Annotated in this window: 13 protein-coding genes; 6 read left to right on the forward strand and 7 right to left on the reverse strand. The window is 55.5% G+C overall.

What is annotated here, in order from left to right; translation table 11 throughout:
• The first annotated feature begins 157 nt into the window (after positions 1–157).
• The 5 genes from lsrR to yfaE all read left to right on the forward strand — a co-directional run bounded on the left by lsrR (position 158) and on the right by yfaE (position 7060).
• Complete coding sequence (lsrR, locus tag CUN67_RS13780) at positions 158–1129, forward strand: transcriptional regulator LsrR (protein ID WP_208715888.1); 972 nt, start codon at positions 158–160, stop codon at positions 1127–1129.
• A 48-nt stretch (positions 1130–1177) separates the two neighbouring features.
• Positions 1178–2755 carry an autoinducer-2 kinase gene (gene lsrK, locus CUN67_RS13785; protein ID WP_208715889.1) on the forward strand — a complete coding sequence of 526 codons (1578 nt, stop codon included), beginning with the start codon at positions 1178–1180 and terminating at the stop codon, positions 2753–2755.
• Between the two features lie 547 nt (positions 2756–3302).
• Complete coding sequence (gene nrdA, locus CUN67_RS13790; RefSeq protein WP_208715890.1) at positions 3303–5588, forward strand: class 1a ribonucleoside-diphosphate reductase subunit alpha; 2286 nt, start codon at positions 3303–3305, stop codon at positions 5586–5588.
• Between the two features lie 78 nt (positions 5589–5666).
• Complete coding sequence (nrdB, locus tag CUN67_RS13795) at positions 5667–6797, forward strand: class Ia ribonucleoside-diphosphate reductase subunit beta (RefSeq protein WP_208715891.1); 1131 nt, start codon at positions 5667–5669, stop codon at positions 6795–6797.
• A gap of 2 nt (positions 6798–6799) precedes the next feature.
• Positions 6800–7060, forward strand: a complete 261-nt coding sequence (gene yfaE / locus CUN67_RS13800; protein WP_208715892.1) for a class I ribonucleotide reductase maintenance protein YfaE — start codon at positions 6800–6802, stop codon at positions 7058–7060.
• Between the two features lie 69 nt (positions 7061–7129).
• On the opposite strand, the gene CUN67_RS13805 is transcribed toward yfaE, so the two are convergent.
• Positions 7130–8326: a nicotinamide mononucleotide deamidase-related protein YfaY gene (locus CUN67_RS13805; protein ID WP_208715893.1), complete on the reverse strand. Its 1197-nt coding sequence runs from the start codon at positions 8324–8326 to the stop codon at positions 7130–7132.
• Between the two features lie 134 nt (positions 8327–8460).
• A complete protein-coding gene (elaB, locus tag CUN67_RS13810) occupies positions 8461–8769 on the reverse strand; it encodes a stress response protein ElaB (RefSeq protein ID WP_208715894.1) in 309 nt (102 codons plus the stop codon).
• 274 nt (positions 8770–9043) lie between these two features.
• On the opposite strand from elaB, the gene CUN67_RS13815 reads away from it, so the two are divergent.
• Entirely contained in the window at positions 9044–10702 is a 1659-nt protein-coding gene (locus CUN67_RS13815) for a glucan biosynthesis protein D (protein WP_208715895.1), read from the forward strand.
• 28 nt (positions 10703–10730) lie between these two features.
• Here the strand turns inward: CUN67_RS13815 and CUN67_RS13820 are convergent, their stop codons facing one another.
• From CUN67_RS13820 to nuoM, 5 genes are all read right to left on the reverse strand, one after another.
• Positions 10731–11180 carry a GNAT family N-acetyltransferase gene (locus CUN67_RS13820; RefSeq protein WP_208715896.1) on the reverse strand — a complete coding sequence of 150 codons (450 nt, stop codon included), beginning with the start codon at positions 11178–11180 and terminating at the stop codon, positions 10731–10733.
• A 30-nt stretch (positions 11181–11210) separates the two neighbouring features.
• Positions 11211–12323: an MFS transporter gene (locus tag CUN67_RS13825; RefSeq protein WP_208715897.1), complete on the reverse strand. Its 1113-nt coding sequence runs from the start codon at positions 12321–12323 to the stop codon at positions 11211–11213.
• Positions 12320–13666, reverse strand: a complete 1347-nt coding sequence (locus tag CUN67_RS13830) for an HdeD family acid-resistance protein (protein ID WP_208715898.1) — start codon at positions 13664–13666, stop codon at positions 12320–12322. Before CUN67_RS13830 ends, CUN67_RS13825 begins: the two co-directional genes overlap by 4 nt.
• A gap of 119 nt (positions 13667–13785) precedes the next feature.
• Positions 13786–15249: an NADH-quinone oxidoreductase subunit NuoN gene (gene nuoN, locus CUN67_RS13835; protein WP_208715899.1), complete on the reverse strand. Its 1464-nt coding sequence runs from the start codon at positions 15247–15249 to the stop codon at positions 13786–13788.
• Positions 15250–15255: 6 nt separating this feature from the next.
• Positions 15256–16776, reverse strand: a complete 1521-nt coding sequence (gene nuoM / locus CUN67_RS13840; RefSeq protein ID WP_208715900.1) for an NADH-quinone oxidoreductase subunit M — start codon at positions 16774–16776, stop codon at positions 15256–15258.
• Between the last annotated feature and the right edge of the window lie 9 nt (positions 16777–16785).

Genomic DNA, 16785 nt, shown 5'->3' on the forward strand with positions numbered 1-16785 from the left:
GCTTTTTCGATAAAACTCTCGCAGCGGTCACAGATTGTTATTTCGCCAGTATGGCGCGTATGATTGTGGCTGACTTGTTGTGTGAACTGCCAGCACAGTCACATTTTCGTCAACAACCAAAACGAACAATTGATTTACTTTTTATAAAGTGTTCATCATGAAAAGCGATCTTAGCCCGGCTACGGGTTTCACTGTGGAAAACAGTATGAGTGAAGAAGAGCTACTGGCGCGTACCGCCTGGTTCTATTACCACGACGGACTGACACAGAACGAAATTGGTGAGCGACTCGGTCTGACTCGCCTGAAAGTGTCACGCCTGCTGGAGAAAGGACGCCAGTCCGGGGTGATTCGCGTGCAGATTAATTCGCGTTTTGAGGGATGCCTCGCACTGGAACATGCGCTGCTCGAACGCTTCAATCTGAAGCAGGTACGGGTGCTACCGCAGCTTCACGGACCGAATCTTAGCCAGCGGCTCGGGGTGGGAGCTGCCCAGATGCTGATGTCACTACTCCAGCCACAGCAGTTGCTGGGGGTAGGTTTTGGCGAGACCAGTATGAACACCCTGCAACATCTGAGCGGCTTTATTGCCTCGCAGCAGATCCGTATGGTGACGCTGTCCGGCGGCGTCGGACCTTATATGACCGGTATCGGTCAGCTGGATCCGGCTTGTGGCATCAGCATTATTCCGGCACCGCTGCGGGCTTCCAATGCCAGCGTGGCGCAAATCCTGCGTCAGGAGCGCAGCGTGCAGGACGTGATGCTGACCGCCTGCGCCGCCGATGTGGCGATTGTCGGCATCGGTGCGCTCAGCCAGAAGCGGCAGGCCACCATTTTGCGCTCGGGTTATATCAGCGAGGGTGAACAGCTGATGTATGGCCGAAAAGGCGCGGTGGGCGACATTCTTGGCTACTTTATGCGCCCCGATGGACAACTGGCGGATGCGATGCCAATCCATGACGAACTGATTGCCGTCAGTCCTGCCGAACTGGCGACGATACCTGTCGTCGTGGGGGTGGCTGGCGGCACCGAAAAAGCAGAAGCCATCATTGCCGCCCTGAAGGGGGCGCGCATTAATGCCCTGGTAACAGAAGAGGACACAGCCCGCGCGATGTTGGCGTTATTGCAGTAGCCCTGCGGCGGGGTCGATCCGGTCAGATTTCTTACTGGAGAAACAGAGATGACGCACTCGCACGCCCCGCATTTAATGGCGCTCGACGCCGGCACCGGCAGCATTCGCGCGGTGATTTTTAACCTGCAAGGTGAGCAAATTGCCGTCGCGCAGGCCGAATGGCAGCACCTGGCGCTACCCGATGTGCCCGGTTCGATGGAGTTCGACCTGAGTAAAAACTGGCAGCTGGCCTGTCAGTGTATGCGCCAGGTCCTGCAACGGGCACAGCTCCCCGCCAGCGCCATCCGTAGTGTGGCTTGTTGTTCCATGCGCGAAGGTATCGTGTTGTATAACAAAGCCGGTGAGGCCATCTGGGCCTGTGCCAACGTTGATGCCCGCGCCAGCCGTGAAGTCAGTGAACTGAAAGAGATCCATCACGGCGAGTTCGAGCGTGAAATCTATCAATGCTCCGGGCAAACGCTGGCGCTCGGTGCCATGCCACGCCTGCTGTGGCTGGCACATCATCGTCCTGATATCTATCGCCAGGCCGCCACCCTGACCATGATCAGCGACTGGCTGGCAAAATGCCTCAGTGGCGAGCTGGCGGTTGATCCTTCCAATGCTGGCACCACCGGGCTGCTCGATTTACGTACCCGCAACTGGCGGCCGGAGCTGCTGGAGATGGCCGGTTTACGCGGCAATATGCTGTCTCCGGTGGCGGAAACCGGTACAGCGTTAGGTTTTGTCACCGCCGACGCGGCCGATGCCTGTGGTCTGCTACAGGGCACGGTGGTGGCGATGGGGGGCGGCGATGTACAGCTGGGCACGCTGGGATTGGGGGTGGTCAATGCCGGAGAGACGGCGGTGCTGGGTGGCACCTTCTGGCAGCAGGTGGTGAATCTGCCGCAGCCACAGGTCGATCCGGCGATGAATATTCGCATCAATCCACATGTGATTCCCGGCATGGCGCAAGCGGAAGCCATCAGCTTTTTTACCGGCCTGACCATGCGCTGGTTCCGCGATGCCTTTTGCGGTGAGGAAAAACTGCTGGCGGAACGGCTGGGGGTCGATTGCTATAGCCTGCTGGAAGAGATGGCCGCCCGGATTCCGGCCGGATCCTGGGGGGTGATGCCGGTGTTTTCTGATGCGATGCACTTTAACAAGTGGTATCACGCCGCCCCGTCGTTCATTAATCTCTCCATCGACCCGGACCGTTGTAATAAGCAAACCCTGTTCCGGGCACTCGAAGAGAACGCCGCCATTGTTTCAGCCTGCAATCTTGATCAGGTGGCGGCGTTTTCCGGCGTGCGGGCGTCGCATCTGGTGTTTGCGGGCGGCGGTGCCAAAGGAAAGTTGTGGAGCCAAATCTTAAGCGACGTCACCGGCCTGACGGTGAAAGTGCCGCAGGTAAAAGAAGCGACAGCGCTGGGCTGTGCCATTGCGGCGGGGGTCGCTGCCGGACTTTACAGCAATCTGGCCGAGACCGGACGTGACCTGGTGCGCTGGGAACGGGAGTTCCAGCCGAATGCGGATAATCATACGCTCTACCAGCAGCAAAAAACCGTATGGCAGCAGGTGTATGCTGACCAGCTGACGTTGGTGGATAGCGGCCTGACCACCTCCATGTGGAAAGCACCGGGGTTGTAAAACCCGCGCAATAAATTGCGCCGCTACAGCCTGGTGCGACATGGCGTTAGGGTGCCAACCCCCGCACACTAATGTAGCGGCGCGATTTATCGCGCAATCCTGTGCGCGATGCAGAAAACACCCGCGCGATAAATCGCGCCGCTACGGGCGAGTCATAAAAAATTCATAAGCAAACTCGGAAAAGTCCGTAACGGCGTAGCGTATCCTGGCATTTTTTCACCAGAAATTTGAGTTGCCGGAGAGGATTGAATAAGAAATACGCGCTCGATCAAGTTCTGAAAAAAAAAAGCATTCTGGTTGACATGATGTCGGGCCTTATAAGACAAGGCCTAAGAAATTTCGCAAAAATTACAACCCCTGCAAACATCATTTTTTCCTCTTGTTAACCCGCGCTAAAATACTAAAATATGCCTCCATGTTGTTATGGTTTTACCCTTCACCCCCTAGATATAGTGTTTATCCACAACATTATTCACAATGAATATGCTGTGCATAAACCGGGATTTCTTTTAATTTTTGGATACTCACGCAAAGGTAAAAACGCGACATGAACCAAAGTCTGCTCGTTACTAAACGCGATGGCCGCCAGGAGCGCATTGATCTCGACAAAATTCACCGTGTACTGGACTGGGCAGCCGAAGGGCTGAGCAACGTTTCAGTGTCACAGGTTGAACTGCGTTCCCACATTCAGTTCTATGATGGTATTCGGACCTCCGACATCCATGAGACCATCATCAAGGCCGCTGCAGACCTTATTTCTCGCGATGCCCCGGATTATCAGTACCTCGCCGCACGCCTGGCGATTTTCCATCTGCGTAAGAAAGCCTACGGCCAGTTTGAACCGCCGTCGCTGTTCGACCAGGTGGTCAAAATGGTCGAGATGGGCAAATACGATCGCCATCTGCTGGAAGACTACAGCAAAGAAGAGTTCGAGCAGATGGACGGCTTTATTGACCACTGGCGCGACATGAACTTCTCCTATGCCGCGGTGAAGCAGCTGGAAGGTAAATACCTGGCGCAGAACCGTGTGACCGGTGAAATCTACGAGAGCGCGCAGTTCCTGTATATTCTGGTGGCGGCCTGCCTGTTCTCCGGCTACCCGCGTGACACGCGCATGGATTACGTCAAACGTTTCTATGATGCGGTCTCCACCTTCAAGATTTCGCTGCCGACGCCCATTATGTCCGGTGTCCGTACCCCGACGCGTCAGTTCAGCTCTTGCGTATTGATCGAGTGTGGCGACAGCCTCGACTCCATCAACGCCACCTCCAGCGCCATTGTGAAATACGTTTCACAGCGTGCCGGTATCGGTATCAACGCTGGCCGCATCCGTGCGCTGGGCAGCCCGATTCGTGGCGGTGAAGCGTTCCACACCGGTTGTATCCCGTTCTACAAACATTTCCAGACTGCGGTCAAATCCTGCTCGCAGGGTGGCGTGCGCGGTGGTGCAGCCACCCTGTTCTACCCGATGTGGCATCTGGAAGTTGAAAGCCTGCTGGTGTTGAAAAACAACCGTGGCGTCGAAGGCAACCGCGTCCGTCATATGGACTACGGTGTGCAGATCAACAAACTGATGTATCAGCGTCTGCTGAAAGGTGAAGAGATCACCCTGTTCAGCCCGTCTGACGTGCCTGGCCTGTATGATGCCTTCTTCGCCAATCAGGACGAATTTGAGCGTCTGTACACCACTTACGAGAAAGACGACAGCATCCGTAAACAGCGCGTGAAAGCGGTCGATCTGTTCTCGCTGATGATGCAGGAACGTGCCTCAACTGGCCGTATCTACATCCAGAACGTTGACCACTGCAACACCCACAGCCCGTTTGATCCGGCTATCGCGCCGGTGCGTCAGTCTAACCTGTGCCTGGAAATCGCCCTGCCGACCAAGCCGCTGGATGATGTTAACGACGAAAACGGTGAAATCGCCCTGTGTACGCTGTCTGCGTTCAACCTCGGCGCGATTGACAGCCTCGACGATCTGGAAGAACTGGCGACCCTGGCCGTGCGCGCCCTCGATGCCCTGCTCGATTACCAGGACTACCCGATCCCGGCCGCTAAGCGTGGCGCGATGGGCCGTCGTACCCTGGGAATTGGTGTGATTAACTTCGCCTACTACCTGGCGAAAAACGGTGTTCGTTACTCCGATGGCAGCGCCAACAACCTGACGCACAGAACGTTCGAAGCGATTCAGTACTATCTGCTGAAGGCGTCTAACGAACTGGCGAAAGAGCAAGGTGCCTGCCCGTGGTTCAACGAAACCACCTATGCGCAGGGCATTCTGCCGACCGATACCTATAAAAAGGATCTCGACAGCATCTGCAACGAACCGCTGCATCTCGACTGGGAAACGCTGCGTGAGTCGATCAAAACCCACGGCCTGCGTAACTCCACGCTGTCTGCCCTGATGCCGTCTGAAACCTCGTCGCAGATTTCTAACGCCACCAACGGTATCGAGCCGCCGCGCGGTCATATCAGCATCAAAGCCTCGAAAGATGGCATCCTGCGCCAGGTGGTGCCGGAATACGAGCGTCTGAAAGATCAGTACGAGCTGCTGTGGGAAATGCCTTCCAACGACGGTTATTTGCAGCTGGTTGGCGTGATGCAGAAGTTTATTGACCAGGCGATTTCGTCGAACACCAACTACGATCCGAACCGCTTCGCCAACGGCAAAGTGCCGATGAAGCAGTTGTTGAAAGATCTGCTGACCGCTTACAAGTTTGGCGTGAAAACCCTGTACTACCAAAACACCCGCGACGGTGCCGAGGATGCACAGGACGATCTGGCCCCTTCCATTCAGGATGACGGCTGCGAAAGCGGCGCTTGTAAGATTTAATTAAAGGGCGGAGCACACCGCTCCGCCCTTCGGTTTCGGGGTCGACAGCTGTCGGCCCGTTCACATTTGGACATCCCTATGGCTTACACCACATTCTCGCAAACCAAGAATGACCAGCTGAAAGAGCCGATGTTTTTCGGTCAGTCGGTCAACGTTGCCCGTTTCGATCAGCAGAAATATGACATCTTCGAAAAGCTGATCGAGAAGCAACTCTCCTTCTTCTGGCGTCCGGAAGAAGTGGACGTTTCCCGCGATCGCATCGACTATCAGGCGCTGCCGGAACACGAAAAACACATTTTTATCAGCAACCTGAAGTATCAGACGCTGCTGGATTCGATTCAGGGTCGTAGCCCGAACGTCGCGCTGTTGCCGCTGATTTCGATCCCGGAACTGGAAACCTGGATAGAAACCTGGGCGTTTTCCGAGACCATCCACTCGCGCTCCTACACCCACATCATCCGCAACATCGTTAACGATCCGGCGCTGGTGTTCGATGACATCGTCACTAACGAGCAGATCCTCGCCCGTGCGCAGGATATCTCCAAGTACTATGACGACCTGATTGAGATGACCAACTACTGGCATCTGCTGGGCGAAGGCACCCACCAGGTGGCGGGCAAAAGCGTTACCGTCAGTCTGCGTAGCCTGAAGAAGCAACTCTACATCTGCCTGATGAGCGTCAACGCGCTGGAAGCGATTCGCTTCTATGTCAGCTTCGCCTGCTCCTTTGCTTTTGCCGAGCGCGAGCTGATGGAAGGTAACGCCAAAATCATCCGCCTGATTGCCCGTGATGAAGCGCTGCACCTGACCGGGACTCAGCACATGCTGAACCTGATGCGCACCGGTGAAGACGATCCGGAAATGAAAGAGATTGCGGCAGAGTGCCGTGACGAATGCTTTGACCTGTTCAAAAAGGCAGCCGAGCAGGAAAAAGAGTGGGCAGAATATCTGTTCAGCGGCGGCTCCATGATCGGCCTGAACAAAGACATTCTGTGCCAGTACATCGAATACATCACCAATATTCGTATGCAGGCGGTAGGTCTTGATCTGCCTTTCCAGACCCGCTCCAACCCGATTCCGTGGATCAACAGCTGGCTGGTGTCTGATAACGTGCAGGTCGCACCGCAGGAAGTGGAAGTCAGCTCTTATCTGGTAGGTCAGATCGACTCTGAAGTGGGCGAAGACGACTTCAACGACTTCCAGCTGTAAGTATGAGCCGTTCCGTCGTCATTCTGCGCAGCTCCGGCACCCGGCTGGAGTGCGCAGAAGAACATCCCAACCTGCTCGCTACACTCGAAGCGCATAATTTGTGTGTTGAGTTCCAGTGTCGCGAAGGCTACTGCGGTTCCTGCCGGATGCGTTTGCTGAAGGGTGAAGTGCAGTACGCTGAGACACCGCTGGCGTTTATCCAGCAGGGCGAGTTTTTGCCCTGCTGTTGTAAAGCCAAAGGCGAGATTGAGATCGAGCTGTAATCCGTCCGGTCGGCATGAATGCCGACCCTACGCTTGTAGGGTGTGCATTCATGCGCACCGGGTAAATATTTACAGCTTCACCGTCTCCAGCACATCAATCCAGCCGTGTCCGGTGCTGACTTCGCTACCGTGCAGCCAGCGACGCAGCATATTCATCGCCATCATCGCCACCACCTTCTGGCGAATCTCCAGGTTATGCCGCCCGTGGTTAAATTTCACCCGCTGACCCCAGCTGGCTTGCGGGGTGTGCAGCGCAATCGACACTTCTCCTTCACGCAACGTGCCCACTGCCAGCGCCACATCGGCCTGCTGCTGCGCGGCAAAATCACGGATGCGCTGCACCTGTTGCTCCAGCGTTTCCGTCTGCTCCGGCAACACATTGCCAGCCCGTAACGGTACGTCGGCTGATGCCAGCTGCCACTGCAACAAACCGGCGGTGTAAGATTCGCTGATCGTCAGCGTCAACTCACGCGCCGCCAGCTCACGCGCCAGCAACGCCGGTAAGCCTTCGGTACCGTGAAAAATGGTGCATTCCGCCAGTTGCAGTTTGACCTGCTGCCACACCTGCTCCATCGCCACACGCTGGCTGGCCGGGCCGGTGAGCTTGATTTCAATAATCGGCATCGAGGAACGATAGCCCATCACCACGCCGTCAGGGAGTGGCAGCGGCTCCAGTTCCGCCGCTAAATCGCTTTCGCCGCGACCAAAGGTGGTCAGACGCAGGCACAAGGGGGGTTCCGGCAATGCGAAGCGCGCTTTCAGACGCGGCAGGATCTCCTGCTCGACCATCACTTTGAATTCTGATGGCACGCCTGGGGTGAAGAAAATCCAGCAGCGATTGAGTTGCAGCGCAAAACCACAGGCAGTACCGACCGGGTTATCGATCAATTCAGCGTTAGCGGGTATTTCTGCCTGCTTACGGTTGCTCGGTGCCATGATGCGTCCACGTCCGGCAAACCAGGCTTCCATTTTCTCCAGCCACTCCTGATGCAGCACCAGATGGCTGTCGCTGGCCGTGGCTGCCGCCAGGGCGCTGAGATCATCGCTGGTAGGGCCAAGGCCGCCATTGACAATCAGCACATCGGCAATCTGGCTACGGCCCAGTAGCGCCTCCACCAGCGATGGCAGTGTATCACCTACCGTGCTGCGGCTGGTCATCGGCAAACCGTGCTGAAACAGCACATCAGCCAGCCAGGCTGCGTTGGTATCCACGATCTGCCCATGTAACACTTCATCGCCCGTTGAGAGCATTTCAACTCGTATCACGTTTATTCTCCTTATTCCCTGTCGCTTTACTGTAGGAACCAGGCGAGAGAAACACAATCACTGTGGGTGCGGAAGCGGAGGATTTTCAGTAAGACAGGATGAATGGGCGCGAAGGATTCACGCCCGGAAAAGCATTAACGACGGGCCAGCAGCAACCCTAAGAACAACCCGGCGGCGGCACCGATGCCAATCCCCTGCCAGGGTTTATCGTGCACGTAATCATCGGCACGATAAGCGGCTTTTTTCGCCCGATAGTAGTAACTGTCAGAGGCATGGCTGACGCGTGATTTCACCTCTTCCAGCGCCTGCTCCGCTTTGGTTTTCAGTTCGATATACTTTTGATCGGCCGGATCGCCCGATGAACGCAGCACTTCTTCCAGCGTTTCGGTCAGCAAGGCCAGATCGTCATCAAGACGGGTTTCAAATTGATCAGAAGATGACATTACGCAGTTCCTCCATGTATTTAACTTACCTGTCGGTTAACTATAGTCACTAAAAACCAGAAGCGGCCAGGAATCGCCCGAGTTTCGTCGCGAAAGCGTAAAGATCTGAAATCTGCTTCGCTTCCCTGATTTATCTGATAAATTTCTCCGGACTGAATTTTTTCATTCGGCGACTGTCGTATCCCCCTGTAGCCTGAAGCTATCAGGTCTGAAATGTGTGCGTAATGCACGGCAGTCACCTTAAACCCGAGCAGCTAAGGATTAGATTTCTGGCATGAATCGTAGAAAGTTTATGAAAGCGTCAATGGCCCTCTCTGCCCTGAGCGGCATGACGGGTCTGTCCACGTTGTTTGCGCAGTCCGCCTGGGCCGATGATGGCATCGCCGACGGGACTGCGGTTCGCTTCGATTTCGATGTACTGAAAAAGAAAGCCGCCGCACTCGCCAAACAGCCCTGGGGTGGCGCACCTGGCCCGCTGCCTGATACCCTGGCCAATCTGACCCCACAGGCCTATAACGAAATTCAGTACGACGCCAACCATTCGCTGTGGAATAACATCCCCAATCGCGAACTGGATGTGCAATTTTTCCATGTCGGCATGGGGTTCAAACGCCGTATCCGCATGTTTTCCGTCGATGCCGACAGCCGTGAGGCGCGTGAAATCCACTTCCGCCCGGAACTGTTCAACTACAACAATGCCAACGTTGATACCAAACAGCTGGTCGGTAAAACCGATCTCGGCTTTGCCGGTTTCCGCGCGTTTAAAAAGCCGGAGCTGGCGCGTCGCGATATCGTCTCCTTCCTCGGCGCCAGCTACTTCCGCGCCGTCGATGAAACTTATCAGTACGGCCTTTCTGCCCGTGGCGTGGCGGTAAATACCTTCAGCAACGGTCATGAAGAGTTTCCGGACTTCACTGCCTTCTGGTTTGAAACCCCGAAAGCCGAAGACACCACCTTTGTGGTGTATGCCCTGCTGGATGGTGCCAGCGTCACCGGTGCCTACAAGTTCACCATTCACTGCGAAGCAGAACGCGTGGTGATGGAGGTGGAAAATCACCTGTTTGCCCGCAACGAGATCCGTCAGCTGGGTATCGCGCCAATGACCAGCATGTTCAGCTGCGGCACCAATGAACGTCGCATGTGCAACACCTATCATCCGCAGATCCATGACTCCGATCGTCTGGCGATGTGGACCGGTAACGGTGAATGGATCGCCCGTCCGTTGAACAACCCGCAGCGTTTGCAGTTCAACGCCTATCAGGACGAGAACCCGCGTGGCTTTGGCCTGTTGCAGCTCAATCATGACTTTAAAGATTATCAGGATGTGATTGGCTGGTATGACAAACGTCCGAGCCTGTGGGTCGAGCCAATTGGCAAATGGGGTAAAGGGGCCATCAATCTGATGGAAATCCCAACCACCGGTGAAACGCTGGATAACATCGTCTGCTTCTGGCAACCGGCTGAACCGGTGAAAGCCGGCAGCGAATTCAACTTCCAGTACAAACTGTACTGGAGCGGTCTGCCGCCGGTGCGTAGCGGTCTGGCGCGCGTTGATGCCACCCGTACCGGTATCGGTGGCTTCCCGGAAGGCTGGGCGCCGGGCGAGCATTTCCCGGAGCAGTGGAGCCGTCGTTTTGCGGTGGATTTCGTCGGTGGCGATTTGAAAGCCGCTGCACCTAAGGGTATCGAACCGGTGATTACCGTGTCAGCCGGTACCATTAAACAGATTGAGATTCTCTACGTGGAACCGCTGAATGGCTACCGCATCCTGTTTGACTGGTATCCGAACAGCGATTCCACTAAGCCGGTGGATATGCGCCTGTTCCTGCGCACCAAAGACGAAACCCTGAGTGAAACCTGGTTGTATCAGTACTTCCCGCCGCCGCCGGATCAGCGTAAATACGTTGATGACCGGCAGATGACGCCGGGCTGATGAAAATGGCGAGGTGCATACCTCGCCATTATTTTTGCATGTCGATATGCGGAATATCGTCTTCCAGATAAATGTCACTCACCGCGACAAAGCCATGGCGACCATAGAACGATTGCAGATGCGCCTGGGCAGAGAGGAATTGTGTCTGTTGCGGCCAGTGCTGCTGGCAAACCTGCAATGCCTGGGTCATTAAACGGTTACCCAGATTGATACCGCGTGCACGATCCGAGACGATAACACGGCCTATCTTCACCGGACTTTGCGCATCAGCGGGTGACAGAAGACGCGCATAAGCCACCAGTTGATCACCGTGCATCCCTAACAGATGACGATTCTCTGCCACCAGATCCTGCCCATCGACATCAAGGTAAGGGCATTGCTGCTCCACCACAAACACTTCACTGCGCAGTGCCAGCAACGCATACAATTGTTGCAGGCTCAAATCACGATGATGAATATCCAGCCAGTTAATTTCCATAAAGCCTCCTTGTTGGGCAATCAATTTACCTCATGAGCGTCGTTGTTGCATTGCAAAACCGGTAAAGAACGCACACAACAACGCCGCCAGCCACGGCAGACCGTGCAACGTCAGCGACATCGCCAGCCCACCCAATGCCGGGCCAATAAAGGCACCGATCCCCCAGGCCACTGAAAGCGCGGCATAAGCCGCAGCCAGCTCAGATCCCTGAAAACGCTGGCCCACCAGAGTGATGATCACGGTGTAAATACCGACAAATACTCCGCCCCAGCAAAACAGCAGCAAGCGCGCCAGCCATAGCGACTGAAGCGCGAACGGCCAGGCCAGCGCCCCAAGGGTGGATAACGCCGCCAGCCAGACAATTAAGTGATGACGATCCATGCGATCGGCCAGCCAGCCGATGGGGAGCTGCCACAAAATCGCCCCGACCAGCAAAATGGTGATCAACGATGTCGCCTGCCCTTGAGACCAGCCAAGATTTATCGCATACAGTACCAGCAGATTCATCCCAGCCGCTTCCAATGCCGCATTGAGGAGGGTTGCCGCCAGTGCCAGCGGTAACAACCGCAGCCAGCGCGATAATTTTCGCGGTACACCCTGTTCAGCTCTGAAGCGCAGTTTACCGCTGGCGCACAACGCCAATACAGCAAGGGCTGATAAGGCCGCGCCGGTGATAAATGCCCCGTCACCGCTGCCCTGCAATGTCAGGATGAAGGGGCCAAGTGCGAATCCTGCTGACAGCATTGCGGTGTAAGTGGCCAGTATTTTCGCCCGGTTATGCTCCGCAGATTGTTGATTCAGCCAGGTTTCCGTCACCACCAAAATCACTTCAGAAGCCATACCCAGCAACAGCCGTAGCACGAAGCTGCTGCTGATCGGCAGTAAAGGAAAAAGGACCAACAGCAACACCGTGACCAGCAGCGACACGGTGAGTAAGCACTTAGGCGACAAGCGACGGATGAAGGCAGGCAATGCGGGCGCGATAAGCAGCACACCCAGCGCATGCATCGCGGCATTGATACCGATTTGCGTTTCACTGTATCCCGCTGCCGACAGCCGCAGCGCGATTAACGGCGCACTTAAGCCGTAGGTCAGACCAAAGATGGTAATGGCGAGGAGGATCATCGCGCGATTACGCGTCATTTTATCACGCTGCGCGAAGGCGTCCGTTTCTGCTGCCACAGGGCATGACGTAAACGTAAACTTTGCCACAAACGCACAGGCCACAAGGTGCTGGGCTGTGGTTCAATCACCCGCTTGAGCAGGCGCACGTAATCCAGTACCAGGCCCGGTGTCCAGGTCATCTCCTCTGCCCGGCCGCGCACCACGCCCAATAACCAAAAATTGGGGTCAGCAAGCAGACGAAATCCGGCATAAGGCTGTCGTGCCAGAATCCCTTCAATCGCCACATCCAGCGCCTGGATCACGGCGGATGAGCAATTACGCGCCGTCAGGTTGTAGGTGCTGTCCAGCCGGTAGCTGTGCCAGAAATTTTGCAATGCCTTAAAATTGTAATGCGGAAAAAGGATCTGTTTATCGGGCTGACACCAGTCGGCCACCTCCAGCGACAGCGAAGCCAGAAAGCGCCCGGCAACATCGTTATGCTCACCCGAGCGCAACACTGCGCGGAAGTTACTGCTATCGCGATCAATATCGTCGAGCGGATAGTGGCTGATATACAGATCCTCTCCGACAGCAAGCGAAGCATGCCCGGTCGAGATCACCCCATGTTGATCGACCGCGGCGATATAACGATTGATCAGTTGGTAACTCTCACGCAGCCTGACCGAGCCTAACGGGGTCCAGATATAGACTTTAAGTAACTGCGGGGGCGGATGATGAGGAAATGGCGGATGCACATACTGGCTGCTGTGCCATTGCCGTAATCCCCCTACTTTAAACAGGGGTAGCGTGGTCACCGTGCTGTTAGCCGTCAGCAGGTTCGCCTGACGCGCCATCTGTAGCAACGTGGTGCCGATACTCAGCAACAACAATGCAAAGCACAGTGGGACCGCAATATGGTGATGGAACGGCCAGTCACTGATGATCAGAATGCTGATAAACCATTCCACCACGCCGGTAACGCATTGTTTTTTCCAGCGCCAGCCACGTAACACGATAGCGGCCATAAAGCGGAACAAACCATCGATCATAAACGCAATGCCAAACAGCATTGCCGATACATCATTGTTATCCTGCGGGATATTGAGAATCAGAAAACCGATGAGCCACAAACCCAGCGCCTTGAGCAGCGTCAGTCCGTCAACGCGCATTTCGCGGATAAAGGCCAGCGTCATCTGCACCATGCCTTCAATAATAAAAAATAGCGCGAGCATATCCAGTGGCACCGAAAGCAGGCCGTCACTGGCAATATCGTAGAAGATCAATGCCGCTAACAGCAGCAACGCCATGCCAGTCAAAGCCAGCCAATACCAGCGCCGACGGATCACCTGGGCACCGGTCAGAAGAAAGATCAACTTAATCACATTACCTCAGCGCAGCGGGATGAACATGACTTAAAAGTTAGCAATCGGTGGCGGGGTTGTCTGAGATGACAGGCAAAAAAAATCAGGCCCGGGGGCCTGATTTGTCACTAGCAAAATGCTTACATCAGCGGCTGAGCCATTTGCACCAGCGTGATCAGCGGCTGCGGATAGACACCCAACAGCAGAACCAGAATGGCGGAAATCAGTACCACCACCCCACCGGCAGTGAATGCCCAGTTGGCCGGGGTATCACGATCGCGCGTATGCAGTTCCGGCGGACTGAGGTACAGACTCACCGTGACACGCAGGTAGTAGTAAAGACCGATGGCACTACCCGCCACCACTGCGCCGGTCAGCCACCACAGGTGCGCATTCACACCCGACGCGATCACGTAGAACTTACCGATAAAGCCCAGCGTCATCGGGATACCCGCCAGCGACAACATCATGATAGTCATCACGGCTGACAGAATCGGACGGTGCCAGAACAGGCCACGATAAGAGTACAGCGTGTCGGCATCCGGGCCACGATACGGGCTGGACATCAGGCTGACGACACCGAAGGCACCCAGGCTGCTGAACAGGTAACCGGCCAGATACACCCCGGCAGTTTCCAGTGACAGCTGATGGGTTTTCACTGCTATCAGCGCCACCAGCAGATAACCCAGATGGGCGATGGAGGAGTAACCCAGCAGACGCTTGATGTTGCTCTGCGAAATCGCCATCAGGTTACCGAACAGGATGGAGACGAAAGCAATCACACCCAGCACGGTGCGTACTGCCTCGCTGTCGGTGACTGGTGCGTACATAAACAGACGCATGATCACGCCGAAGATCGCGATTTTGCTGGCAGTCGCGAGGAAGGTTGATACCGGAGCAGGTGCCCCCTGGTACACATCCGGCGTCCACAGATGGAACGGCACCAGCGACAGTTTGAAGCCAAGGCCAATAATCATCATGCCGAGGCCAACCAGCAACAGCGGCTGCTGCATCATGCTATCGTTCAGGCTTTTACCCAGCTGAACAAAGCTCAGGCTACCGGAATCCGCATAAATCAGCGCAATACCGAACAGCAGGAACGATGACGCCGCCGCCGACAGAATGGTGTATTTCAGTGCCGCTTCGAGTGAACGTTTCTGGCGGAAAGCGTAACCAATCAAACCAAACAGTGGCAGCGACAGCAGTTCAATACCGATAAACAGCGCCGCCAGATGGTTGGCGCTGGCCAGCACGATACCGCCCAGTGCAGCAATCAGCACCAGCAGATAGAACTCATCTTTGTTGTCCGGGAAACCGGCCAGCCACGGGTAGGCAAAGGTACAGGTCGCCAGACTCGCCAGCATCACCAGCCCGGTGTAGAAGATGGAGTAGCCATCGACACGCAGCATCGGCGTGACATCCATTGCCCCGACATGGGCAACAAACCACAGCGAAAGCAGCGCCAGGTTAAGACCAACGACCGTCAGCGTGGCATTAACAAAGTGGTTGCGTCGCCATGCAATGGACAGCATCACAACCACCACCGTCAATCCGACGATCAACAGCGGCAGTAACGCGATCAATTGTTGAGGAGTTATTGTCATGGCGAATTACGGCCTTGTAGTTGAAATTGAAGCGGTAAACCACTGCTGAATGTTGCTCATTGCAGCATGGGAAGTGTCGAGGATCGGCTGCGGATATACCCCGAGCAGAACCAGCAGCACCACCAGAACCATAATCATAATGAACTCACGCGGTGACATGCCTGGCAGCGGCGCCTGTGATTTTGCTTCACCATAATAAGCGCGCTGCATCATCACCAGCGAATAGACCGAGGCGAAAACCAGACCAAAGGTCGCAATCACGATAATCACCGGCACCACCTGGAAACTCCCGGTGAGAATCATAAATTCCCCGGCAAAGTTACCGGTGCCAGGCATCCCCAGATTGGCAACGGCAAAGAACAGCGACAGGCCCGGAATCCACTTGATGCGTGACCACAAGCCACCCATCTGGCGCATATCACGGGTATGCAGACGTTCATACAGCTGGCCACACAGGATGAACAGCGCGGCGGCGGACAGGCCATGCGCAATCATCTGTACCACCGCGCCCTGGAACGCCAGCTGGCTGCCGGTGTAGATGGCAATCAGCACGAAGCCCATGTGCGAAATGGAGGTGTAGGCAATCAGGCGTTTGATATCCGTCTGCGCGAACGCCATCCAGGCACCGTAGAAGATACCGATGACGCCCAGCCACATGGCAATCGGTGCAAACTCCGCCGAGGCATGCGGGAACAGCGGCAGACTGAAGCGCAACAGGCCATAAGCCGCGGTTTTCAGCAGAATCCCGGCGAGGTCCACCGAACCTGCCGTCGGTGCCTGGCTGTGCGCATCAGGCAACCAACCGTGTAACGGTACCACCGGCATTTTTACTGCAAAGGCGATGAAGAAGCCCAGCATCAGCAGGTATTCCACCGTGTGGGACATCGGCGTTTTCAGTAACTCTTCGTAGCTGAAGGTCCATACGCCGGTCGCGTTGTAGTGCACAAACACCAGCGCCAGGATGGCAATCAGCATCACCAGCCCCGATGCCTGGGTATAAATAAAGAATTTGGTGGCGGCGGTGATACGGGTTTTACCGTCCGACGCTTTATGACCCCAGAGTGCGATGAGGAAGTACATCGGCACCAGCATCATTTCCCAGAAGAAGAAGAACAGGAACATGTCGATGGAGAGGAATACGCCAATCACGCCACCGAGGATCCACATCAGGTTAAGGTGGAAAAAGCCCTGATACTTCTCGATTTCATTCCACGAGCAGAGCACCGCCATCAAGCCGAGCAGACCGGTCAGCACCACCATCAGCAGTGACAGACCATCAATCGCCAGATGGAAATTGATACCAAAACGCGGGATCCACGGTACTGAGAAGGTCGATTGCCATTGCGGCATACCTGCCGCCTGCGTCAATGAGTAGCCTCCCTGCAACCACAGCTGCAGTGAAAGCGCCAGCGTCAGCCCCATTGTGATCAGGGCAATCCAGCGTGGCACCTTCGCGCCAAGGCGCTCAGCCAGCCAGCACAGCAGCCCACCGACGAATGGGATTATAATTAGCCAAGGTAATAACACGGCGGTTTG

The sequence above is a fragment of the Pantoea cypripedii genome, from assembly GCF_011395035.1.
Classification (GTDB): domain Bacteria; phylum Pseudomonadota; class Gammaproteobacteria; order Enterobacterales; family Enterobacteriaceae; genus Pantoea; species Pantoea cypripedii_A.